Source organism: Bradyrhizobium sp. LM2.9 (assembly GCF_054056555.1).
The window spans coordinates 7,752,536-7,774,976 of record NZ_JBSRYJ010000002.1; the positions used below are offsets into that span (position 1 = coordinate 7,752,536).

Below are 22,441 nucleotides of genomic sequence, written 5' to 3' on the forward strand. Positions count from 1 at the left end.
TTCAGGGCGTGGTTGCCGTGGCGGCAGGGGCCGTTCTCGTATGTAGCCACCCTCTGCCAGAAATCGACCCTGAGATCCGTTTGGCGACATATACGACGCGTAGATGTCTTTGTCGGGCGTTTGATTATCAAACGACGTCGGAAACCAATGCCAATGAGCGTAGACCTTCCTTCGGGAAGGAAGGGATATCGTGTTTGCTTCGCTTCTTGAGGCCTTAGATAAAATTGGTGCGCTGGCTGCAAGAGCAGCCGAGATAAGCAAGTTCCGACGGTGGATTGCAGATCGGTTTGATGGGGGTTCGCGCATAGGAAGATTTCATCTATCCTGAATTTGTTATATGGAACGCGGAGTTAGCGTCACAAAAGCCGCTTCGTTCTTTTCGGAAGGAAAACCGTTTTGAGGCTCGAAACATGAAGGTGCTTCCTGTGGGAGAGCGTGATTCGCTGCAAGCGAACTGGCAACAAAACGTGGCGGACTATTTCGCCTTCGCAGCGGCCTTTTCATATCTCGTCTTGTCATTGCTACAAGCCTCGGAAAATTCTCGATCGTCCGAACTCGCCTTTAGCCTGCTTGCAATAAACGGCATAGCGGCCTTAGTTGGCCTTAGGATCGCTATTGTACATAGCTACGTTCTTTTTGGAGTCTTCTTTATTTTTAACTTCCTATTTTTGGCGGTCGCTCCTCTACAGCAAATGGGGGCCGACTTTGATCCAGTATTCTACAACTTAGAATCGCTTATTCTGGCCTGCGCGCTATCTCTCTTTATGACACTGGTGGGGCTTGGCGTCGTAGTTGCTCGAAACCACCAGGGGTTGGGCTTGAAGCCGCGAGGTTTTCTGTACGAAAGCATGGCGAATTGGCCGGCCCCGAACTACGCTTTACTTGCAACGATATCGGTAATCGTTTCCGTTGCCTTGTTCGGATATCTAGGAGCGGGATTATTCGCGCTTACTCGAGAAACGTATTCCGTAGACCTTTCTGACAAAACAGCAAATATCATCGTGAATGCTTTTCTACGTCCCTTAACTCTAGTTGCGCCATTCGTGGGATTGGCGATCGCGTTGAAGCGCCGAGATATTGGATGGGCCGCGGTCCTTTTCTTACTGGTTCTAGTTGGAGCAGCAATCAATAATCCTCTCGTTTCCGCGCGCTTTAGATCGTCAGCTCTCATTGTATTCTGTGTGTTGGCGATATTCGGAGTGAGGAGAGTCCGGCTGTTCATCGGAATTTACATGATCGGGTTGATGGCCTCGCCTATCTTTGGAACGCTGTTTCGCTACAATAATGCGCGGGCTGATCAGCGGAGCTTTTCTCAATTTTTTGTTCACGTTGACTTCTCTGGGATAGATATCTTTTGCTACGCGATTATGTGGGTAGATAGAAAAGGACTTGAGTGGGGCTCGAATATCATTGGCGCTTTATTCTTCTTTGTTCCTCGCATTCTATGGGAAAACAAAGGGAAAACCGTTGGTGAAACCATTCATGACTACATCTTCGTCCTAAAGGGCTTTGGGACCGACAACGTGTCGGCTCCGCCGCCGGTCGAGGGCTACTTCAGCTTCGGGGTGGCCGGAGCGATGCTTTTGTCCGTTGCCGTTGTGCTGTTCATCGATCGTCTCGAACGCCGCGGTCTACAATCTGAGGTGGGATCGCCTATCTATTTCGTGCTTTGTCTTTCGCCAATGCTTTGCATGATTCTCTTGCGCGGCCCTTTTCAGGTGGGGGTATCTGAATGGACGATGCATGCTTCAACGTCCCTCCTTTCCTCATTTGCACTCTGGCTTGGATGCGGGTCTCGTCCTCAGCGTGCAAGAAACTTCCATCGATCGGCGACGGCGGATAGAGCTTAACGGGATTTATAGATAATCCACGCCGCGGCGAAGCAATTGGCCAGCCCATAAGTCGTAAATGCACCCGAGAATCCGTACTTCGCGCAGAGGGGAAAGGCGAAAGCAATTGTAGCGGCTGTCGAGATGAAGCTGCTCAACTGCATGAGCCCAACTCGGCGATTTGCTTTCAGCCATATACCTAAAGTTGAAACAGCAAGAGCGAGGCTGGCTGATGCGAAAGCTATGGGAAAAGAATTTCCAAGTGTCGTGTACTTGGCTCCGAAAAGCAGTGTTGCTGCTTCCTCGCCGAACCAGATCGATATAATCGCTAAAATCGCTGGAGCGATGCAAATCAAAGAAAGAGCAAGCCCATGAGACGCTTCAATATCTCGCAGTCTGGGCACCGCTATGCGTGGCGTGATGAAGCCTGATAATGCTCCAAAGATTTGATAGAAGGGAGCTATCACTCCAAAGATCAGGCGGTAGCCAGCGATCGCCTCGATGGCTCCAGTTGCTGCGAAAACGAAAGGATAAATGTTGGTGGCGACCAAGCTTAACGAACTGCTCAAGAGGAACGAAAATCCCAAGCGGAAATGATCCGTAAGATGGGTCGGAACAAGCCGAGCATTTAGATCTTCGCCTCGACGCGAGCGGTCGACAATCAAATACGCGATGTTGCCAAACAAGAACGGAAACGCATACGAGAAATTCGAGGTCAGGTTCAGGCGAGGCAGCATCCACGCGGAACATAGCATTATAAGAGTGTATGCAGCCGAAGCGAGGGCGGACGACAAAACGAGCCCTTCAACATGCATTATCCGACGCGCAAGTTGAACTGGGCCGGCCAGACTGAAGAAGAGACAGGAGAGCCCAGCTATTCTTAAGTAGGAAGAGCTATTCGGACTTACCAAAAGAAACACCACGGCACCAATGGCCAAGATGGAAAAGCCAGCGAGCAATCCTATTGCCCTTAGTGCTTTTGGATCCGTGTTTTGTTCGTCGGCGTCTCTGTTACCGCTGGAGATAATCGGGTCGCAAAACAAGGCGTGATGAATGCCAATCAGAAGCAAAAAGCAGGCATATGCGAGACTGAACTCGGCAAACTCGTTGACGTCCAAAATGCGAGCGGCACTCGCGAGGTAAATGAAGTTTGAGAATGCGAAAGCCGTCTGCTCACATATGAGAACGACGTACTTTCCCCAATAGTTTTTCATTGGAGGTTCACGAGTCAATGATGCCTGGTGTAGTCGGGATACGTGGGGTTAGTTCGCCAGTCTTGCATCACGTCGTGGGGTCATAGAATCCGCGTGTGGCTGTTTGAAGAATGATCCTCAGCTCTAACCACAAGCTCCAGTTATTGATGTACCACAGATCATACTCCACGCGCTTCTCCATCATCTCGAGCGCGCGGGTTTCTCCGCGGTAACCATTAACCTGGGCCCAGCCGGTGATGCCGGGCTTGACGTGGTGGCGGAAGGCGTAGTTGCCGATGATCTGCTCATATTCGGTGTTGTGCGCGGCCGCGTGCGGTCGGGGGCCGACCAGCGACATGTCGCCCTTGAGCACGTTGAACAGCTGCGGCAGCTCGTCGATCGAGGTCTTGCGCAGCCACTTGCCGATGCTGGTCACCCGCGGGTCGTTCCGGCTCGCCTGCACGATTTTCGGGCCGTCCTCGAGCACGCCCATGGTGCGAAACTTGAAGATCTTGAAGGCGCGCCCGTTGAAGCCGTTGCGGGTCTGGCGGAAGAACACCGGCCCCTTCGAGGTCGCCTTGATCAGGATCGCCGTCACCAGCATCACCGGGGCGAACACGAGCAAGGCCAGGCTGGTGCCGGCGAGGTCGAGCATGCGCTTGAGCGCGCGCTCCTTCCAGGACAAGGGCGCGCGGCGCAGTTCTGCGGTCCAGGTGTTGCCGGTGTTGACCAGCGGATGGCGCAGGAAACGCGCGGCGTGGGGGTCGGGCACCAGATGCACCGGAATGGGCAGGATCTTCAGCGCGTCCAAAATGCTGTCGATCGCGTGCTGCCGGTTCCAGCTCATCAGCAGGAAGACCTGCTCGACCCGGTTCTCTTTGGCATAGGCGATCAGGTCCTCGAGCCGCTGGGCCTGCGAGGACAGCAGCAGCGGCGAGGCGAGGTCCTTGGGCTGGATCTCGACGATCCGCAGCAGCCGGTAGCCGTGCTGGCCAAGGTCGGCGATCGCGTTGGAGGAAGCCGTGAGGCCGAACTCGGCGATCATCACCGCTCGGGCGTTGGCGAAGGCGCCACTGCGCATCGCGCGCGCGGTCCAGCGCGCGGCCACCGCCTTCCAGCTCACCAGCAGGGTCAGGCCCACCAGATAGAACGAGATCGTGGTGCCGCGGGAAAACTCGTCGCTGACCTTCATGGTGAAGGCGATCGCCAGCAGCGCGCCGAACACGCCGGTCCAGGTCGTCAGCGTCATCCGGACCGCGTGCGGCAGATTGCTGATGGCTTTCAGGCGGTAGCCATGCTGCACTATAATGAGAAGGGTGAAATTTAATGCAACCAGGACGCTGGCCGCCGCATACACGCCGGCCTTCGCCGACGGCGCCCGCAGTCGCAAGATGATAGCCGACCGTGCAGCCGATGCCGCTGCTCACGATCAGCCCCGCATCGATCACCGCGATCAGCCGTTCGACAACCACAGGTCGCAAGAAATGAATGGAAAAGCCTGTAGCTGTCGGCGCAGCCGGCTCGACAACGCGAATTTCCGCTGCAGAATCAGCAACAGGCGTCGGCCGAGTGGAAAGCATCGTCATCCTGCCAAACCCATTGACCAAAAATTAACTGTCCGATTACGATGCCGCTATCGGCTAAAATCGCTGTCAAAACAAGAAGAAGGAAAGAGTAACCTTACCCGCCTGCGCTGATTGTAGCTCATCTTGCCTCGACTGATATGTAAGATTCACAACCCGTTAGGAAGATATCTTTGTCGCGAAACCGGTCCCGGCGGCGATCTAGCTGGAGGTGGAGCCGCTACCTGGCCATGGGCCTCCCCGCGGTGGCGCTGGTGGGTACAGTGCTGCTGCTTCTCCGCCCCGACGTGGTGTCGTTGCGAGAGCCGACCGCCCCCAGCGCCGCAGAGGTCAAACTTGTGCTCGACGGGCCATATGGCGCACGGTTCGCGGGCGAACTCACTGCATTCAAACAAGGATATTTTTCTTCCCGCATTAAATTGACTACGCAACCCGATACTCCCGAATTCGTCGAAACCGTTGCACGTCAACGTGCCATCGGCGTGACGACGGGCCAGAAGTTCCTGCTGGCCAGCTGGCGCGGTGTTCCCGCAACCGCGTTCGCTGCGAGCTTTTTGGACACTTCGATCGCCATTTTCACACTCGAAAGCTCCGGCTTGCGGCGGCCTGCTGATTTGGTTGGAAAGAGGCTCGGCTACCGCAGAGCGAGCGAAGGAGAGGTGGTCTTCGATGCCATGATGGCGCAACTCGGGCTCCCGCGAAGCCAGATCACGAAGATCCCGGAGCGCGATAGCTTCGAAGCTCTGCGTGCGGGCGACGTGGATGCGATCATCGCTCCGATCGACGGGCAGCCAGATCCAAAGAGCCTCGATTTTGCAAAGCTGAATGTCATCAGACCCCAAGACTACGGCATCCACGTTCCTGGACTGGTCTACTTTGCGAGCAACGATCTTATTCATGACCAGCCATCTGTGATCGCCGACGTCCTTCAGGGGCTTATCCGAGGATGGCAATTTGCCTATGCGGATTATGCACGGAGCGTGCCTGTTCTCCTTGGCTTTGACCCAGCGAGGCTGAATTCCGGAAAGTTAAGGTTCGAGCTGCAGCAACAGCGAGCCCTAGTTCTGCCGACGGGAGGGCGGATCGCAGACTATGACGAAAGTCGGTGGAGGACCCTTCGGGATATTCTCATCTTCGCAAAGCTCGGGGAGGAGGAGGTGCCCCTGGCGCAGACCGTGAACTACCAATTCCTTCGGGATGTGTACCGACGTTCGCCCGACCTTACTGCCCCAGGCGCCGGGAGCGAAGAAAAATAGGACCAAGAAGCCACACTCGTACGCCATGTCGTCCCAAAAGTCCCTCGGCCGCCCGGCATGAGTTGCATTTCCGCCGGTGGCGTTGGTAAAGTTCGGTTCACTATTTGGGCCAGTCGCGGAGTGGGCTTTACGGACTGTGATGTTGGTCGGCTGGGGTCTGACAGCGCAGTCGGGGATCAAATCCGCAGGGGCGAGGAGCTTTTTGGATGTTTAAGACGTTGATGCGAGCAGGCCTTTTGGCCGCGACTATCTCCCTCGGTGCAGCGAGCGGGGCGAGCGCCGCGATGCAAATGCCGGCACCGGCGGCCCTGCTCACGGGCGAGAGCCAAGTGGCGCCTATCACCTTCTGGGCGCAGCCCTATCCCTATCGATATGCGCCGTGGCGCCGTTGCCCGGTGGTGCGAGTCGAGACGCCCTATGGCTGGTATATGGATCGGGTTTGCGCGTCTGTCGGTCCCGTCCTGCGCCGGGCGTACTGAGTTTGAGCTAACCGGCGGCGGCTGCCGTTCTCCAACGATGTTTGAAGGCAGCCGCACAGCTGATGCGGCTGCCTTGCTCGTTTTTGTCTCATTGTGTGCTGACCTTTTGTGCGCGCAGCGCAGGTTCACCATGAATATCTTTGTCAGACCGGGACAGGCTGTCGCATGGTGAAGATTGTGTTACCAGTTTGGCGGGGCTGCATCGGCAGCGAGATTGCGTAATGCACCGATAGCCGGATCTCACGGGAGCGATGCTCCGGCAAATCGAACGCTGATAGAGGATACGATGACAGGGGCTTCAACCTACGATCTCTCGGGCAAACGCGTCTTTGTCGCGGGTCACCGCGGCATGGTCGGATCAGCTGTCGTCCGCAGGCTTGCGTCGGAGAATTGCACCGTCGTCGTTGCTGACCGCCGCGAACTGGATCTCACAAAGGAAGAGGCCACGCTGAGATGGCTCCAGGCCAATCGTCCCGAAGTCGTGGTTCACGCAGCGGCAAAGGTCGGCGGTATCGCGGCCAACAACAATTTTCCGGTCGACTTTCTCTGCGACAACCTTGCAGTGGAGCTGAACGTCATTCGCGCGAGCCACACGATCGGGGTGCAACGCCTGTTGTTCCTGGGCTCGTCCTGCATCTATCCCAAACACGCCAAACAGCCGATCGCCGAAAGCGAATTGTTGACCGGTCCCCTGGAGCCGACCAACGAATGGTATGCAATCGCGAAGATTGCCGGTCTCAAGATGTGCCAGGCCTTTCGTCGACAGTATGGAGATGACTTTATCTCGGTGATGCCGACCAATCTCTACGGCCGCGGCGACAATTATCATCCGGACCACAGCCACGTCCCCGCAGCGTTGATCCGGCGCTTCCACGAAGCCAAGATCGCGAAGGCACCTAGTGTCTCCGTATGGGGCACCGGTACGCCACTTCGCGAGTTTCTTAACGTCGAGGATTTTGCGGATGCCTGCGTTTTCCTTCTGAAGAATTATTCAAGCGACCTGCCGATTAACGTTGGCAGCGGTGACGAGTTGTCGATTGCCCAATTTGCAACAGCGGTTGCGGAGGTCGTGGGCTATGAAGGCAGGCTCGTGTTCGATCCCTCAAAACCAGATGGAACGCCCCGCAAGCTGCTCGATAGCTCGCGAATTCGTGGGCTTGGTTGGCGACCGAATGTTGCTTTGCGGGCCGGTCTCGCGGCCGCCTATGCAGATTTTTTGAAGGGCTGCGGACGCCATCTGGAAGTCGGCGCAACGCGCTGAGTAGAAGAATTGGACTGCAAGAAGATTTTTTATTCTGAACTTTGATTTGGGCGGGGCTTAATGCGTGTTCTCTTGGTCGGCATCAACTATGCCCCCGATCTGATCGGCGTGGCGAAATACAATGCCGAGCTCTGCGAAAGTCTGACCGCGGAGGGGCATGAAGTTAAGGTCATTACGGCGCCGCCCTATTATCCGGCTTGGAAGATTCCCCCGGCGTTCAAGTCGTCGTACTTCAGATCGAGAGATATTGGCGGCGTTCAAGTGACGCGTACGCCGATTTATGTGCCGGGACATCCCTCGGGCGCAAAACGATTGGTCCATCATGCTTCATTCGCGCTCACGAGCGCGGCACCGGTCCTCTTTCAGGCGCTATCCTGGCGACCCGATATTATGATCGCCGTCGCGCCATCGCTGATGTCGGCTGCTTTCGTCTCGTTCGTGGCTCGTCGCGTCGGTGCCAAATCATGGCTTCATGTACAGGATTTCGAGGTCGATGCGGCGTTCGACCTTGGTCTGTTGCGCAATCCTTATTTGCGAAAATGTATGCTGAAGGCCGAGGCGGCGATCCTCAGATCGTTCGATCGTGTTTCGACCATCTCTCAAGCAATGGTGGCGCGGCTGAGAATCAAAGGGCTGGGTCCTGACGAGACAGCCGAGGTGAGGAACTGGATTGACACCAATGCGATCTGCCCGGGTTCGCGAATGACCAAATACCGTCAGGAACTGAAGCTGGGCGAGAGTGATATCGTTGCACTTTACTCTGGAACAATGTCCAACAAGCAAGGCCTCGAACTCGTGATCGAGGCCGCGGTTGGATTGGAGAAAAGCCATCCGCACATCCACTTTATCCTCGCAGGCGAGGGGCCTCATAAAATGAGGCTCGAGCAGCTCGCCACCGGACATCGCAATATCCATCTTCTCGGGCTTCAGCCGGTCGATAGCTTCAATCAATTGATGGCCACGGCCGATTTTCATCTGATTCCGCAGAAGGCTGAGGCCGCCGATCTGGTGTTGCCCTCGAAACTTGGCGCAATCTTCGCGTCCGCTCGGCCTGTCATCGCGATGGCTGAAGAAGGTACGGGTCTTGCGGCGGAAGTCACGAATGCAGGTCTTGTGATTCCGCCCGGAGATTCGGTTGCTCTTGAGCTTGCTGTCTGCCAACTCAGCGAGGCGCCAGCTCTCTGTGAACATTTCGGTGCAGAAGGAAGACGGCGCGCCATTGATCGTTGGGATCGACGCACGATTGTGCACCGATGGTCGGAGGCCATGGCAGGGCAGGGCAACGCGATAGGGCAGAAGAATGCCGGCCCGAAAGGCGCCGCCGACGACATTGGGGTTCCCGTGGAGAATGCCGTTCAGTCGCGAGGCATTCCATCGCCCTTAGTCTAAGTTCCGTAAAGAATAAAAAAATGAGCGCCGCGGTGGGCGCTCATTTGCTTGGATCGATTCCTCGGTCGACGAAATTACTCGTGTCGCGGATAATATCTAAAGCCATGTTGCTTGATGAGCTCGTCGCGTTTTGCGGACTCGAGATCTTCCTTCATCATTTCTCGAACCAGGCTTTCGAACGACGTCTGAGGCTCCCAGCCAAGTTTCTGCTTTGCTTTTGACGGATCCCCAAGGAGCGTCGCGACCTCGGTAGGGCGGAAATAGCGGGGATCGACCGAAACGATACACTTCCCGGACTCGGCGTCATATCCTTTTTCCTCGACGCCGCTTCCTTCCCAGCGAACTGTCATGCCCACTTCATTCGCCGCGACATTAACAAAGTCTCGGACAGAGTGTTGCACGCCGGTAGCGATCACGAAATCCTCTGGCTTGTCCTGCTGCAGCATCAGCCATTGCATCTCGACATAGTCACGCGCGTGTCCCCAATCGCGCAGGGCATCCAGATTGCCTAGGTAAAGGCGCTCCTGCAACCCGAGGTGAATGCGCGCAAGAGCCCGGGTGATCTTTCGGGTCACGAAGGTCTCACCACGGACCGGAGACTCGTGGTTGAAAAGAATGCCGTTGCAGGCATACATCCCGTAAGCTTCACGATAGTTGACCGTGATCCAGTAGGCGTAAAGCTTCGCGACGGCGTACGGTGATCGGGGATAGAACGGCGTGGTTTCCTTTTGCGGGATCTCCTGGACCAGGCCATAAAGCTCAGACGTCGAGGCCTGGTAGAACCGCGTCTTTCTTTCCAAGCCCGTAATACGCATAGCTTCGAGGATGCGCAGCGCGCCGAGGGCGTCGGAGTTTGCAGTGTATTCCGGCTCCTCGAACGAAACGGCAACGTGGCTCTGAGCCGCGAGATTGTAGATCTCGTCTGGCTGCACTTGGCCGACGATCCGGATCAGGCTCGAGGAATCCGTCAGATCGCCATAGTGGAGCCGGAAGGGCGGATCGGGCTCGTGCGGATCGAGATACAGATGATCGATGCGGTCGGTGTTGAAGAGCGAGGTCCGGCGCTTGATGCCGTGGACCTCGTATCCCTTCTGCAATAGCAGTTCAGCCAAATAGGCGCCATCCTGGCCGGTGACGCCAGTGATAAGAGCTCGTTTCTTTGTCATATCAATCCCAAGTTTGAGACTTGTGCTTACATGAAATTGACTTGGTTAGGGAGGATGAAATCGACGGAATGTCGAGCTTAGATTAACGACCTTAACAGCCCATCGGACGCTTCGGAATCCGAGCTAAGGTTACTCTAAGACCCGACTGAGATCGATCCGGATTTTTTGCTTTAGAAAGTGCGAAGATTTTCATTCTCCCTGAACATGCGCTTAACAGGTGCCAAACACACTTCGGATCTCGCTTGTCGAGAGAACGTGCCGCAACAGTTCTGGTCCTGATCTCACTCGCGGTCCTTGTCCGTGGAGCTATGAGAACGACGATCGCCGATATCTCCCCGGAGCGAACTGACAGAGGAACCAACCAGGACAGCCATGGATTGTCTACCAAACAAGGGAGACCATCCATGATCCGAAAACCCATACTTCTCGCACTCACTTGGATTGCAGTCTCATCGACGGCGTTCGCCCAAGGTGGCGGCGGCGGTGGTGGTGGTGCAGGCGGAGGGGCCGCCGGCGCCGGCGCAGGCTCGGCGGCGAGTTCCGGCGCGGGCACAGGCACCTCGTCGAGCAGCGCCAATTCCGGACCCTCGGGCCCCTCCGGTATGGGAACGCAAGGCACCACGACAGGCGCCAATCACAGCACCGCTTCGCAGAACAATCCGAACGTCCAGCCCCCGACGGCAAATGGGACGTCTCCATCCGCCGCCCAGGCGCAGCGAAACTCCGGAGCTGGGCATACCTCGAATGGTATGCCTATCGGTAGTCCAGGCACGGGCACCAGCAACGAAGACCAGAAGTAGCGAATAGATCGGACAGCCCGCGGCCACTTGTGCTAAAGCCGGGGATGAAAAAATTCATTTTCACGATGCTGCTCATTGCGACATCTGGATTAGCGCAGGGCGAGCCGGTCCCTCCGAAGGCACCCATAACCGATCGCGAACAGGTTCAGGCCGATCGTGCGCGGGCGGCTTCGGAGGAGAAGAACGCCCCGACAGCCCGCCCTTGGGACAGGGGCGCGGATGGCAAGCGGCCATGGGAACGAGGGGCACCGCCGAAATAGCGGGGCCTGAAGTAACAGGCTTGGACTCGCAGCTTTGCGAGTATCGAAAACTTCTCGCAGCGACATCACGCTACCTGATAGTGACGTCCACGATGATGATCGATGATCCGCGCTGCCTCCGGTTTTCGCCCGACACTGCAATGCGAAACCGGTCAGTTCCAGGGCTCGAGGACGCTTGGTAGCGAAACGACGGGCCGGCGATCGTCGCGACGCCGGCACTCGGCGCATCCACCAGTTTAACTTCATTCAGGAGCTGTGTTTTGCCGCGCAGACCTTGCAGGCACTCCGTCCCGGATGGAATCGAAACAGTCCAATACACGGTGTCAGAAGCAAGCTCGAAGCGCTCGGGCCGGGAGACGCATTCACCCGCGGTCGCAGCGTAGGCTTGTAGCCAGCAGCCGGCAAAAACACATAAGCTCGTAGCGGCTGCTTTGATTTTCATGCGGCCGCTCATTCAATCATCACTGTTGATCGGCTCACGTGGACGTCCAGCAAACTGCCGCCACCGGTGGCCCGGTGTTGCGGCGGTTCAGAGTTGAACGCATTTATCAGCTCAACGGCTTTGCCGCTCACCAAGCGTACCAATACCCCCACCAGCGTTGCGACACGGGTCGCGCTTCTGCCTTCATGGCCGCAACTTCCTCGACGGGACGAAGATTGGGACCATAGACCGCAGGCGGGTAGACTCCATCCCAAAACACGTAACCGGTTCGGACGTAGGCCGCCCGATGGTGCGCCGGAGCAAGCGTGAGTTCCGCGGCCGGAGCTGCGGCCGTCATCAAGGTGAGGCCAAGAACAGAAAGAGCAATGGCTGGAATAAAGGTGCGGACATTCATTGGATGGATCTCTCTCAAAATGGACGAGAAATAATGCGACGGCTTTTGAAAGGTTGCAAGTGTGGATGTCCGTAGAACGGCCGCGAACTCCGTTCTTTGGGTGCGCCGGAGGAAGGAGTGTGTGGTTCGAACCGAACGGACCCGGGAGCAACCACCGGTTTCAGAAGCTGTCGGTGCCGCTGGCCGAAGGCTGCGCTAAGGCAAGCTTGGATGCTGCTCATGTTGAGATCAGGCGTGAGAATCTTTCGGCTCCAGATGTGATCGAGAACCATGATGTCGACACACTACTCGCTCTTGATGGGTACCACCATTCAGGACGGCTCGCATGGCATCTGTATCTATCTCCGCTTTGATTTTCTGCGCTGGATTCATTTCAGGATATGCGCTTCGCGCCTGCCGTCTCCAACGAACGAGCACGAACGATCCCTGCGGCACCTCAAGCCGAATTGCCCGACCGAATCCCAGCTCAGCGTTCGGTCATGCTCGACGGGCCTTTTAGGAGCGACACCTCGGCACCTCGATTCTTCCGGCAAAGGAAGCACGCGACATGACCAAGCTTAGAAAGGACGCTCCGCGACGGTACATCGTGGATGGTGCCGGACAGCGCGTCCTTGTCGGTCTGACGATTGCGGAGACAATCGAGTTCGAGACGTTGGACAATCCCGAGACCCTTCCGGGCACTGACCGTCGTATCGATCAGGACAAGCCCGGGCAGCGGTGGCTGGAGCTCTACGCCAAGCATGAGCAAGCCTGGAGCGCTTGGATGGCCGAAACGGGACCACGGCGGGAAAAGTCGCTCACGCTCAACTAGGTGAGTCCTCAGCCCGTTACGTACCGTCGATGATCAGCAAACCTTTGCTGGTTGGTCAAACCGCGAGCATCCGGCTGCCTTGTATGCTCATGAGGGTCAGATTGCCCGTCGCGTAGGCACCGGTATCGATATTGACGCGATTCGCCAGGACTTCGGCGGCACGAACCGGCGTGTGACCATGGACAATATACTTGCCGAACTGCTCTTCGCTCCGAAGAAATTCTTCGCGAATCCAGAGCAGATCGTGTTCTCGTTGCTCGGCCAAAGGTACACCCGGGCGAACGCCGGCGTGGACAAAGAAGAAGTCCCCACAGGTATAGCTAAGCCGCAAATCGTCCAGGAATTCGAGATGCTCGCCAGGCATTGCGCGAATCAAATCGCGGAGTATCGACGCGGGATCGTCGCGCGTCAGATCCGGCGCGAGCCCATAGGACATCAGTGTCTGGGAGCCGCCGAGGCGAATCCAATCTTCGAACAAGGACGGGTCTTCGAAAACCTTTACCAGAAACGCCTCGTGATTTCCCTTGAGGAAGACCGCGTTTCCCCGCCGGCTTCGTTCGACCAGGATGTCTAGCGTGGAGCGTGTGTTCGGACCGCGATCGATATAGTCGCCCATGAACACCTCGATCGCATGGGCCGGCCGACTGCGGGTGACGTCGGCGTCGATCACCCCCAGCATGGGCTGCAGCAAATGCGAGCAGCCGTGAATATCTGAGATCGCGTAGATCCGAACGCCGTCCGGCAGTTGCGGCTTGTGAATCGGCGGGCGAGATCGGGCAAGAGATACGGCAAGAGATACCATGGCGCGCGTACTCGCTGGGGTGGTGGGGATAATTTCGTCAAGTCGGTCCGCGGGCAAGGAGCAGAAAAGACAGCCCACCTCTCTGACAGCCCGATTGCGCCGAAGGCGTGGCGTTCGATTGCTGCCTGGTTTGTCGACACGCGCCGCGTAAATCAGGCACCTTCGCCGGGCTGCATTGCTCAAACGCTCGGCTGGAAAGATGCATGCCGGCGGACGACGGCCTCTGCCGATACAGCTTTAAAGCGCAATCTCTAGAATTTCTAGTAATCGATTCAACGGGACGCTTCAAAGATGGGTGAGCTGAGCGGTTGGCCATACAACGCGCATCTCGTTCGATGGGAACTTGATTCAAAATGGGGCATCGAGCTCGATCGTATGTCAGCACTGTGACGCGATCTTCAACACGCGACGGGAATCGTGACAAACCGCGACGCATAGTTGCGTCGCAAAAATTGTGCGTGCAGCGCCACAATATCGCTGTGATCACTTAACAGGTTGGCACCGGGGAAGTGACGGATCTTCAGCATCACGGATCAACGTCAAGTACTCTCGATGACAGAGGTTCGAATGGCTGTTGCAACTTATGGCTCTGAAAATATTGGTGCACTCTCGTCAAGGCGCGCAACTGCTTTGCAGAGGCCCTTTCAAATCGTCGTCATTGCTGCTGACTTTCTGCTGATCCTGCTCAGCTATGGCGCGGGAGCTGCGATTTATAGCGCTGCGATCGCTTCCACGGTCGACGGAGCATCGATGGGTGCCGGATTGATTGTCGGCGTTGTGTTCGTCTCGGTCGCGTATTTCCATGATGTCTATGCCACACACCACTTGCTGAATCTCGTCTGGCAGCTGCGCAAGGCCGTCTTCATATGGTTGGCGTCGATGACGATCCTCGCTGTCGCTGCATTTCTGCTGAAGTCGACGGACAATCTATCCCGCGGCACGGTGATCATTTTCGCCGCAATCGGCGGCGCTGGATTGATCAGTCTGCGTTTTGTCTGGCAGTTCGTACTGGGGACAAATTATGCCAGGAGCAGGTTGGTCGATCGGAAGGTGATTTTGCTGAGCCTGAAACCACTCGACTTCACCTCGAGCCGCTTTAAGGATCTGCGTCGGAACGGCTTCGACGTCATGCGCCACTTCGTGCTTGGGATCGACAACGGCGACGGCAATTGGGAGCGACAGATACGAGACGTCATTCGCCAGTCGCGTCAGGAGGACGTCGACGAATATCTTGTTGCGATCGATTGGAACGAATTGCCGATGGTTCGAAAACTGGGACCTTATCTGCGCGCGGTGCCTCAGCCGGTACGCCTTCTGCCGGACGATTCAATTGCTGACCTCGTGTCGCGCCCGTTCCTGCCGGTCAGCGGAACCGTGGCGGTGGAGATTCAGCGGTCCCCGCTCAGTGTCTTCGAGCGTTTGCAAAAGCGCTGTCTCGACATCGGAATCGCCTTGTTGGCGCTCCTCATACTCACACCATTGTTGTTGACAGTTGCCGTACTGGTCAAGCTGGGCTCGCCGGGAACTGCCATCTTCCGGCAGTCGCGCCGCGGTTTCAATGGCAAGCCCTTCGAGATCTGGAAATTCCGGACCATGACGGTTTCCGAAAATGGGCAGACGATTACCCAAGCAACCAAGCGGGATGCGCGGGTCACCAAGCTCGGGCGTTTTCTTCGCATGACAAGCATCGACGAATTGCCACAACTTTGGAACGTCTTGCGCGGCGACATGTCCTTGGTCGGGCCGCGCCCGCATGCGCTCGCGCATGACAATTATTATGACGAGCTCATCAGCAAATACGTCTACCGCCACCACATGAAGCCAGGCCTGACCGGCTGGGCGCAGGTCAATGGCTTCCGGGGCGAAACGCCGACAATCGACCTGATGGAAAAAAGGGTGGAATACGACATCTGGTACGTCAGCAATTGGAGCATCTGGCTGGATCTGAAGATCATGGCGCGTACGGCTTCAGCCGTGATGTTCCAGGAAGCCTATTAGACCCCTAAAGGAAGAGCGCAGGGGCCACAGAACGCCCCTAGCTTCCGCTTCCTGGCGTTTTCCTGAAAAGGCGGACGACTGCATCGCGCAACGCGAGCAGCGGCGGCACCAGAACAAAGAACGCCCCCATTGCCACCGAGGCGACGACGTGGCGAAGTGAGAAGGGCTCGTCTTGCTCGAGTTCGCGCCGATTTGGGTCGAGCGGGGCAGGGGCGAGAGTGGTCGCCGGCTGGCGCCGCGGCCTGCGCGGGGGAACCACGATCAATACGAAGAGGATGTTGAGCAATACCCAGACGCTCAAGACGATGAGCACGATCACCATCAGAACCTACCTAAAAAGAACAAAGAGTATGAGTTCACATTAGCCCCAGGGAACTCGGAAGAAAAGGTGCCCAAAAGGCTGGCAGGTTCCAAGCTTCGTCAAGGAGAAGCTGGCGACGACACGGTTCTATCTTGTCGCCGTAATCACCCTCGTCAACCCATGCCTTGGGCTATGGCATACCTTGGGCTACGGCAGAGATCGCAATTTGTGGATTCCGGATGAATACGGAGATCAGGCGATCAGGTGGGTGGGCAGATCGATCCGCGGTCCGCATCCCCTTTGCGGGTTGGTCCCCGCGGCTTCTGGGAACTCCGAAGCCCGAATCGAGCCCGCTAAACAATTCGGCGCCTTGAACACGGGTTAACCCTGGAGCGACGCTGTGGCTCGGCCGAGAGGAACGGGGGATCGCAACAGCAGCCGGCCGGCGAGCGCGTCTGTCGGAGAACTCGTGGTGGGATGACCGTCTCCGGAGGGGCGCGATCGCTGACCGCGACCCCTCGCGTCAGGCAGGCTCGACGTAATAGCTGTTGCGGTGCTTACCCTTGTACGCCTCGATACGCCCGAGCATCTTCGGGTTGGCGCGATTGAGAACGGCACCCAGCAGCTTTTTCTGAAGGATCTCCGATCCCGAAACCGATTCCTGAAGCGCAGTCCGCGTGGTCGCTCCCCATTCGATCACATAGACCATTGCATCGATCAGGACGCTGAACGCCTTGGAGTCCGCCACCGGCATCACCGGGGCGAGATCGATGATGATATACTCGTACTGTTCCCGCAGCACCGTAAGCAGGTCGGCCATCGCCCTCGACGCTATGACGTCGGCCGAATTGACCATGCGAGTAGCAACGATGGAGGGCAGGAAATCGAGGCCCGTCTCCTTGCTTCGTTGCACATGATAACCGAAGGCGGTCGGATCATTGAGGGCTTCGACCAATCCGCTGTTGGCGTTAGGTGCAAGCTCGCGCGTGAGTGAGCGCGTATGCAAGTCGCCGTCGATCAGGATGGTGCGGTGCCCCGTCATGGCAATCAACTGAGCGAAATTGGCCGCGACTGTCGTTTTTCCTTCCTTTGGCAGCGACGATACAATGCCGATGACCTTGATCTCTTTGGTCAGGCGCGCGACGTCGATCGAAACTTTGATATTGCGCAACGTTTCGGCAAACCGGGAGAAAGGATGATCGACGACGTAGCGGGACAGCCCCGCAACGTCGGTCTTCGCGGATGTCGAAAGCAATCCACGTGTCTTTGTCGTGGGCCGAATATCCGGCAGGACGCCAAGGCATTTCACGCCGAGCTCGTCCTCGACCTCCGCGGGGGTGCGCAAGACATCATTGAGCAACTCGCGGGCAAACGCGACCCCGAAGCCGAGGCAGAGGCCACCTACCAGGCCCCCCACCAATGCCAAGAGCGTTCGCGGCGAACTCTTGCGATCGGGCTTGGTCGCGGTACTGATCAGGCGCGCCTCGCTGATCGGGAAGCTCTGATTTTGAGTGGCGCTTTGCAACTTCTCGAGGAAGTTATTGTAGAGATTGCGATAGGTATCCGCCGCGCTTTCGAGGTCGCGTAGCTTGACCTCCGCCTGGCCGGTGTGACCGGCTTGGGCGACGAGCTCTTTCACGTTCTTGTCAAGAGACGACTCTCGGCTTTTTGCGATCTCATAATCGCTGCGATAGGCGTCTCCGATCCGATGAAGTTCATCCGCGATATTCTTGCGCAGCTCCTCCATCTTGTTGGCCAAATTGACCGCCGCAAGATGGGTCTTGCCGTAGCGTCTTGACCAATCGGCATATTGGGCCGCGAGGTCGAGATACTGGGCGCGCAGGCGCGTAATCACCGAGTTGTTGAGGGCGTCCGTCACGGTCGGCTGGGCGAGGTCCTGATCTGAAACCGCTTCGATCCGGTCGAGGCGGGCCTTGGCCTCGGCCGTTGCCGCCCGAGCCTGAACCAGCTGTGTATTCAGATCCGACAGCTGCTGCTCGGACATGAGGCCGCGGCTGGTCCCGACAATGTTATGCTCCGCCTTGAAGGTTTGCACCGCGCGGTCGCTGGCCGTCGCCTGCTCGCTAAGCTCGACACTCCGCTGCTGGAGCCATTCAGTCGCCCGCTTGGTCGACTGGTATTTGGCTTCGAGTGCGCCCACGATATAGGCATCGGCGATCGCATTTACGACCTTGACCGCTTTGTCCGGGCTGTGCGCGCGATAACTGAGCGACAAGACGTATGTGGTCAGGACGCGCTCGACTCTGAGACCCTTTTGAATCGATTCGACCACGGCGTGTTCGATCCGCTCCTGCGAGGGCGGTTCGCGGGATTCGAATACAGCCATGACCTTGCCGATAACGGTGGTGAGAAGTCCCGGATTGGAGCCGTTGAACTCCGGATCCTCCGTTAGCCGCAGGCGGCGAACGATGGAAAGGATGAGGTCGTCAGAGTTTATAACTTCGACCTGGCTGTCGACAAAGCCCGTGTCAATCAAAGCGCTGTTGGTGCCGCTGTCCTTGTCCAGAACCTGGGTTTGTCGGGTATCCATCATGATGCGGGCGTTCGCCGTATACATCGGCTTCGCCAGGATCAGGTAGACGATCACCAGAGCCAGCGCTGCGCCAACTGTCGCAGCGATGAGGGGCCATTGCCGACGGAGGACGTCGGTCACGCGGTCGAAGCTGAGGACCGCGCCGCCAAACTCGATGCCGAATCGGTGTCCCGATCGGAAGTGTTCTCTGGGCTGATACATTTGCAAATTCGCTGCCTTAACGGTCACTGATCAATTTGGGATGGGAACAGGTTTGAACGGGTTGGCCAGTTTGGTCTTCCACTCGCCGTCCAAGAGAGCTCCGCCCCGAGTCGGAAGGGCCGGTCCATTGTCTCTCGGCTGCAATGGCGCGCTGGATGCATCTTCCCCCGCAGCGGAATAGCCTGCTTGCACGGCGAGATCCCCGACCCGTTGCGTGAAATCCTTGATCTTGCGCGCAGCGTCCGGCTTCGTAGACGTGCATCGCGCTTCTGCGACCCGCAGCGCTGCGCCGATCGCCGAGCGATCGGGGGAAGCCGCCGCGGAAATCAGCGTCTGCACTGACGGCAATACCGAGGGATTGGTCGCGATATATGTGGAAAGCCGGGACCTCAGCTTCTCTTTATCGTTGCGCAGCCGCTCCAGGAGCGAAGAAGGCGATTTTACGAAGGCGTCGAGCTCGACTTGCGAGGCGCGATCCGCGAATTCGACGCATTGAGCTTGGGAAGGACCAACGCTCGATGCGATCAGAGCACACCCCGTCAATATGATCGGTAGCCGTCGCGGCTTCGCACGGCGACGTGTCAATCCGCAGCTCATCCGTGTCCCTTCGTCGTTGCTGCAAAACAAGTACCAGCGAGCAGTGACAGCCAACTGTGTCAATTTTTGTGCACGATGCAAAAGGCCGTGGTTTCATTCAGTTGAATCTGCAGCCGATTGTGAATGCAACGACTGTCTCTCGTCGGTTGCAATGAGATTTTCAATGCCTGCGCGATCAGCACGTTGCCGCCCACGAATGTTGCAGTTTGAAGATTTTCGAGGCGCCACGAGACTAGTCGCAAAAACCGACACACGCATTTTGTTCCAAAGATATCCCTGAACGAATGAGAAACGCCTCTAATAAAGCGGGAATCGCAACATGGCCGGATTTCGCGCATACTTTGTTCGCAAACGCTCGCGAACATTCGGAGCTCGTCGTGGCGCTCGCGAAAACAAAAACGGCGCAAACTTGTCGCGCGCATGTCCGAATGAGAGCGAGCAATGAGTTTATCGCTGGTCGTCATGCGCCACATGCGATTCTCCAATCGTGAAGATTGAAAGCACGCAAAGACCTGATACAGACTGCTGCAGTGCAATAGCTACGGAATGTCGATGTGACGGAGCCGGTTCATCGTGAGAAAGCGCATGTCTTGCCGCTTGACAGCATCCGGGGTGTTGCCGCGACATCTGTGGTGATCCACCATCTTCTGCTGATGCCGACTTTTCTGGCGGCATTCCCACACAATGCGTGGATCAATTGCTCATTCTTCAGAAGCGCGTGGCTATTGGTCGACTTGTTCTTTGTTCTCAGCGGCATCGTGATGTCGCTGGGTTACGTCGACGGCGACTTCGGCCGCTTCTCGTTGCGCGAGTTCATGGTGCGGCGTCTGGCGCGGGTCTACCCGCTGCACATCGTCATGCTGATCGCAAATCTCCTGTTCCGCCTCCTGCGTATCGGCTTGGTCACAGCCGGCGTCGTGGTTGCAGCTCCCGCAGCCTTCGAGGTGAACAATGCCTATTCCTTCGTGCTCAACGTCTTTCTTCTGCATTCGATGGGGTTCATCGACTATCTCAGCTGGAACGCGCCGAGCTGGAGCATCAGCGTCGAATTCTATACTTACCTGGTGTTCGGCCTGATCGTCCTGCTCGCCCAGCGGATGCGTTCGCTGTTATGGTTCTACGTCCTTTGCGGATTGCTGGTGGTCGGAAGCTTCCTTTTCATCGTGTTGGTGCTCGACAAGAGGAGCCTCGGGCTTCAGACCGACTTTGGCATCCTGCGCTGTTTCGTGAGCTTCTTCCTGGGCGTGCTGACGGTGAAGGTCGTCCATTGCTTGCCGCGCAAGCCGGGTCCGGCCCTGCAGGGCCTGCTGCAATTGGTTGCCATGATTGCCAGTATCGCGCTGGTGTCGCTTGCGGAGACCAATCCGGCGATTACCTTCCTTGCGCCACTGACTTTCGCGATCTTCCTCGGCAGTTTGTTGGCTTTTCCAGATGCGCTGCTGGTGCCGCGGATCTTGGTGGCAAGGCCGTTGGTCTGGCTCGGACGCCGGTCCTACTCAATCTATATGGTGCATGCGCTCGTGGTGCTGTTCGCGGAGTACTTCGTGCGGGCGCTCGGGCCGCGGCCGATCGCTGCACTCGATTCGATTTGGGCGGGACTGCCGGCCACGCTGAATCTCGTGGTCTCACTGGCAGCGGTGCTGGTGGTTTCTCACTTCAGCTATCTCTATATCGAAGTCCTCGGCGGCAAGCTGCTTCGGAACGCTCTTGGAAGCCGGCCCGATTTCTCGGCATCTCCTGCGCCATCGGCGCGGCTGACGAACTGAGGCCAGCATGACCGCCCTCGCGCTCCAGCGCCCGCGAATCACGCTGATCAGCCTCAACATCGAGGCGATCGCGCTCGGGGTCTATCTGGTCCGGGATGCCTTCGGCGGCGTGATACGCTACTACACCAGCATCCTTCACCTCGACACGCTCTGGTACCTGCCCGACGCCGTTGCGCTGCTGTGTCTGGTCCAGTTCTTCGTCCATTGCATTCTGCGCAATCGCAGCACCCTGGCCCTCCTGGTGTTCGCGCAAATCATGCTGTCGCTGGTTCTCGGCTACTTCATGATGGGCACCGCCACCGCAGCGATCTCATCATTCAAGATGATGCTGCCCGTGTTTGTCGGATTCTGCTTCTGCGATTCCAGCCTCGGTTCCTACCGAAAGCTGCTGTCGGTGATCGCCGCGACCTTCTATCTCTCCGTGATCGGCGTGCTGCTGACCAAATTCTACGTCATGCCCTGGGTCGGCTACAAATATGAGTCTTTCGGCGCGGTACGCGAGGCGGGCCGGCTGTGGTGGGCCTACGGCGGCGACGATCAGCGCCTTATGGGCTTTGCCGCCGACAATACCATGGCCGCCTTCTTCATCCTGGTGTCGTTTGCGATCACGTCAATTCGCAAGAGCACGATGTGGTGCCTTCTGTACGGCTCCCTTGCGGTTTACGTCATTCGCCTGACCACCAGCAAGACGACCATGATCGTCCTTGTGCTGTACCTGGTGCTGCTGGTGATCGTGCGAATGTTGCCGGAGAAGTCGCGCTTCCCCGCGATCCGGGCTATCGCGTTGTGGTCGTTTGCTGCGATCCTGGTCCCGTTCTTCATGATTGTGGTCGCATCGGGAACGGCGGCGGTGCCGCACTCGACCATGTTCAGCATTATCGACCGGATCAACAACAGCTGGCAGTTGCCGTTCGTCTATATGAGCCAACTGATGCCAATCGGTCTGGTAACGGGCTGTGGCGCGGGTTGCTTCAACTATCCGCAGAAGCTGTTCTCGCCGCTCGCGGCGTACTGGGTGCCCGTCGACAACTTCTACATCGGGACATACCTGATGTTCGGGCTCCCGTTCGTTGCATTCATGGTGATGGTGTTTCGTGCGAACTTTGGGGCGACCGACGTATACAAGCTGACGCTCATCTTCGTCGTCAATTTGTTCACGATCACGGTCTTGAATTACGGTCCGGCGTCGGGCCTCCTGATCATCGCATTGAGCTTCAGTGAAGTATTCTCCCGGCGCGCCACATCCGCGCGGGCAGTTGATGCCGTCCCGATGGAGGTACCGCGGCCGATACGCTCGCTGGACGGTCTCGGCATAGACGTGCCGAGGACGGCGGCGGGCAGAAGCAGGTGAGAACGAAC

18 protein-coding genes are annotated in these 22,441 nt (G+C 57.4%); 8 read left to right on the forward strand and 10 right to left on the reverse strand.

Annotated elements, in window-relative coordinates; genetic code table 11:
* Nucleotides 1-410: 410 nt before the first annotated feature.
* Nucleotides 411-1,850: a hypothetical protein gene (locus tag ACVWW3_RS39215; RefSeq protein ID WP_456651152.1), complete on the forward strand. Its 1,440-nt coding sequence runs from the start codon at nucleotides 411-413 to the stop codon at nucleotides 1,848-1,850.
* On the opposite strand, the gene ACVWW3_RS39220 is transcribed toward ACVWW3_RS39215, so the two are convergent.
* A complete protein-coding gene (locus tag ACVWW3_RS39220) occupies nucleotides 1,847-3,043 on the reverse strand; it encodes a lipopolysaccharide biosynthesis protein (protein WP_456651151.1) in 1,197 nt (398 codons plus the stop codon). The two genes, ACVWW3_RS39215 and ACVWW3_RS39220, sit on opposite strands and share 4 nt — an antisense overlap.
* 67 nt (nucleotides 3,044-3,110) lie before the next feature.
* On the reverse strand, nucleotides 3,111-4,412 hold the full coding sequence (locus ACVWW3_RS39225; protein WP_456672387.1) for an undecaprenyl-phosphate glucose phosphotransferase: 1,302 nt from the start codon (nucleotides 4,410-4,412) through the stop codon (nucleotides 3,111-3,113).
* A 423-nt stretch (nucleotides 4,413-4,835) separates the two neighbouring features.
* Between ACVWW3_RS39225 and ACVWW3_RS39230 the strand changes: the two genes are divergently transcribed.
* The 3 genes from ACVWW3_RS39230 to ACVWW3_RS39240 all read left to right on the forward strand — a co-directional run bounded on the left by ACVWW3_RS39230 (nucleotide 4,836) and on the right by ACVWW3_RS39240 (nucleotide 8,990).
* Nucleotides 4,836-5,861 carry an ABC transporter substrate-binding protein gene (locus ACVWW3_RS39230; protein ID WP_456672388.1) on the forward strand — a complete coding sequence of 342 codons (1,026 nt, stop codon included), beginning with the start codon at nucleotides 4,836-4,838 and terminating at the stop codon, nucleotides 5,859-5,861.
* 765 nt (nucleotides 5,862-6,626) lie between these two features.
* Nucleotides 6,627-7,601 carry a GDP-L-fucose synthase family protein gene (locus ACVWW3_RS39235; RefSeq protein ID WP_456652082.1) on the forward strand — a complete coding sequence of 325 codons (975 nt, stop codon included), beginning with the start codon at nucleotides 6,627-6,629 and terminating at the stop codon, nucleotides 7,599-7,601.
* A gap of 60 nt (nucleotides 7,602-7,661) precedes the next feature.
* Complete coding sequence (locus ACVWW3_RS39240; protein WP_456651149.1) at nucleotides 7,662-8,990, forward strand: WcaI family glycosyltransferase; 1,329 nt, start codon at nucleotides 7,662-7,664, stop codon at nucleotides 8,988-8,990.
* Nucleotides 8,991-9,064: 74 nt separating this feature from the next.
* On the opposite strand, the gene gmd is transcribed toward ACVWW3_RS39240, so the two are convergent.
* The 3 genes from gmd to ACVWW3_RS39255 form a co-directional block, all read right to left on the reverse strand.
* On the reverse strand, nucleotides 9,065-10,156 hold the full coding sequence (gene gmd, locus ACVWW3_RS39245; protein WP_456651148.1) for a GDP-mannose 4,6-dehydratase: 1,092 nt from the start codon (nucleotides 10,154-10,156) through the stop codon (nucleotides 9,065-9,067).
* Nucleotides 10,157-11,286: 1,130 nt separating this feature from the next.
* Complete coding sequence (locus ACVWW3_RS39250; RefSeq protein WP_456651147.1) at nucleotides 11,287-11,658, reverse strand: hypothetical protein; 372 nt, start codon at nucleotides 11,656-11,658, stop codon at nucleotides 11,287-11,289.
* A gap of 127 nt (nucleotides 11,659-11,785) precedes the next feature.
* A complete protein-coding gene (locus tag ACVWW3_RS39255) occupies nucleotides 11,786-12,052 on the reverse strand; it encodes a hypothetical protein (protein WP_354105170.1) in 267 nt (88 codons plus the stop codon).
* A 547-nt stretch (nucleotides 12,053-12,599) separates the two neighbouring features.
* Between ACVWW3_RS39255 and ACVWW3_RS39260 the strand changes: the two genes are divergently transcribed.
* On the forward strand, nucleotides 12,600-12,863 hold the full coding sequence (locus ACVWW3_RS39260) for a hypothetical protein (RefSeq protein ID WP_456651146.1): 264 nt from the start codon (nucleotides 12,600-12,602) through the stop codon (nucleotides 12,861-12,863).
* 55 nt (nucleotides 12,864-12,918) lie between these two features.
* On the opposite strand, the gene ACVWW3_RS39265 is transcribed toward ACVWW3_RS39260, so the two are convergent.
* On the reverse strand, nucleotides 12,919-13,665 hold the full coding sequence (locus tag ACVWW3_RS39265; RefSeq protein WP_456651145.1) for a metallophosphoesterase family protein: 747 nt from the start codon (nucleotides 13,663-13,665) through the stop codon (nucleotides 12,919-12,921).
* A gap of 567 nt (nucleotides 13,666-14,232) precedes the next feature.
* On the opposite strand from ACVWW3_RS39265, the gene ACVWW3_RS39270 reads away from it, so the two are divergent.
* Nucleotides 14,233-15,663, forward strand: a complete 1,431-nt coding sequence (locus tag ACVWW3_RS39270; RefSeq protein WP_456651144.1) for an undecaprenyl-phosphate glucose phosphotransferase — start codon at nucleotides 14,233-14,235, stop codon at nucleotides 15,661-15,663.
* A 37-nt stretch (nucleotides 15,664-15,700) separates the two neighbouring features.
* On the opposite strand, the gene ACVWW3_RS39275 is transcribed toward ACVWW3_RS39270, so the two are convergent.
* The 4 genes from ACVWW3_RS39275 to ACVWW3_RS39290 all read right to left on the reverse strand — a co-directional run bounded on the left by ACVWW3_RS39275 (nucleotide 15,701) and on the right by ACVWW3_RS39290 (nucleotide 19,789).
* Nucleotides 15,701-15,985 (reverse strand): hypothetical protein, encoded by a 285-nt coding sequence (locus tag ACVWW3_RS39275; RefSeq protein WP_247448010.1) that lies wholly within the window; start codon nucleotides 15,983-15,985, stop codon nucleotides 15,701-15,703.
* Nucleotides 15,986-16,487: 502 nt separating this feature from the next.
* Nucleotides 16,488-18,719 carry an AAA family ATPase gene (locus ACVWW3_RS39280; protein ID WP_456651143.1) on the reverse strand — a complete coding sequence of 744 codons (2,232 nt, stop codon included), beginning with the start codon at nucleotides 18,717-18,719 and terminating at the stop codon, nucleotides 16,488-16,490.
* Nucleotides 18,720-18,749: 30 nt separating this feature from the next.
* Nucleotides 18,750-19,379, reverse strand: coding sequence for a hypothetical protein (locus tag ACVWW3_RS39285; RefSeq protein WP_456672389.1), 630 nt, complete (start codon nucleotides 19,377-19,379; stop codon nucleotides 18,750-18,752).
* A complete protein-coding gene (locus tag ACVWW3_RS39290) occupies nucleotides 19,376-19,789 on the reverse strand; it encodes a hypothetical protein (RefSeq protein WP_456672390.1) in 414 nt (137 codons plus the stop codon). Before ACVWW3_RS39290 ends, ACVWW3_RS39285 begins: the two co-directional genes overlap by 4 nt.
* A gap of 81 nt (nucleotides 19,790-19,870) precedes the next feature.
* Between ACVWW3_RS39290 and ACVWW3_RS39295 the strand changes: the two genes are divergently transcribed.
* Complete coding sequence (locus ACVWW3_RS39295) at nucleotides 19,871-21,082, forward strand: acyltransferase family protein (RefSeq protein ID WP_456651141.1); 1,212 nt, start codon at nucleotides 19,871-19,873, stop codon at nucleotides 21,080-21,082.
* Between the two features lie 7 nt (nucleotides 21,083-21,089).
* Nucleotides 21,090-22,433: a hypothetical protein gene (locus ACVWW3_RS39300; RefSeq protein WP_456672391.1), complete on the forward strand. Its 1,344-nt coding sequence runs from the start codon at nucleotides 21,090-21,092 to the stop codon at nucleotides 22,431-22,433.
* Nucleotides 22,434-22,441: the final 8 nt, after the last annotated feature.

Coding starts and splice junctions, on each gene's coding strand:
- ACVWW3_RS39215 (WP_456651152.1), top strand. CDS start 411: ATGAAGGTGCTTCCTGTGGGAGAGCGTGATTCGCTGCAAGCGAACTGG.
- ACVWW3_RS39220 (WP_456651151.1), bottom strand. CDS start 3,043: ATGAAAAACTATTGGGGAAAGTACGTCGTTCTCATATGTGAGCAGACG.
- ACVWW3_RS39230 (WP_456672388.1), top strand. CDS start 4,836: ATGGGCCTCCCCGCGGTGGCGCTGGTGGGTACAGTGCTGCTGCTTCTC.
- ACVWW3_RS39235 (WP_456652082.1), top strand. CDS start 6,627: ATGACAGGGGCTTCAACCTACGATCTCTCGGGCAAACGCGTCTTTGTC.
- ACVWW3_RS39240 (WP_456651149.1), top strand. CDS start 7,662: ATGCGTGTTCTCTTGGTCGGCATCAACTATGCCCCCGATCTGATCGGC.
- gmd (WP_456651148.1), bottom strand. CDS start 10,156: ATGACAAAGAAACGAGCTCTTATCACTGGCGTCACCGGCCAGGATGGC.
- ACVWW3_RS39250 (WP_456651147.1), bottom strand. CDS start 11,658: ATGAAAATCAAAGCAGCCGCTACGAGCTTATGTGTTTTTGCCGGCTGC.
- ACVWW3_RS39255 (WP_354105170.1), bottom strand. CDS start 12,052: ATGAATGTCCGCACCTTTATTCCAGCCATTGCTCTTTCTGTTCTTGGC.
- ACVWW3_RS39260 (WP_456651146.1), top strand. CDS start 12,600: ATGACCAAGCTTAGAAAGGACGCTCCGCGACGGTACATCGTGGATGGT.
- ACVWW3_RS39265 (WP_456651145.1), bottom strand. CDS start 13,665: ATGGTATCTCTTGCCGTATCTCTTGCCCGATCTCGCCCGCCGATTCAC.
- ACVWW3_RS39270 (WP_456651144.1), top strand. CDS start 14,233: ATGGCTGTTGCAACTTATGGCTCTGAAAATATTGGTGCACTCTCGTCA.
- ACVWW3_RS39275 (WP_247448010.1), bottom strand. CDS start 15,985: ATGGTGATCGTGCTCATCGTCTTGAGCGTCTGGGTATTGCTCAACATC.
- ACVWW3_RS39280 (WP_456651143.1), bottom strand. CDS start 18,719: ATGTATCAGCCCAGAGAACACTTCCGATCGGGACACCGATTCGGCATC.
- ACVWW3_RS39290 (WP_456672390.1), bottom strand. CDS start 19,789: ATGTGGCGCATGACGACCAGCGATAAACTCATTGCTCGCTCTCATTCG.
- ACVWW3_RS39300 (WP_456672391.1), top strand. CDS start 21,090: ATGACCGCCCTCGCGCTCCAGCGCCCGCGAATCACGCTGATCAGCCTC.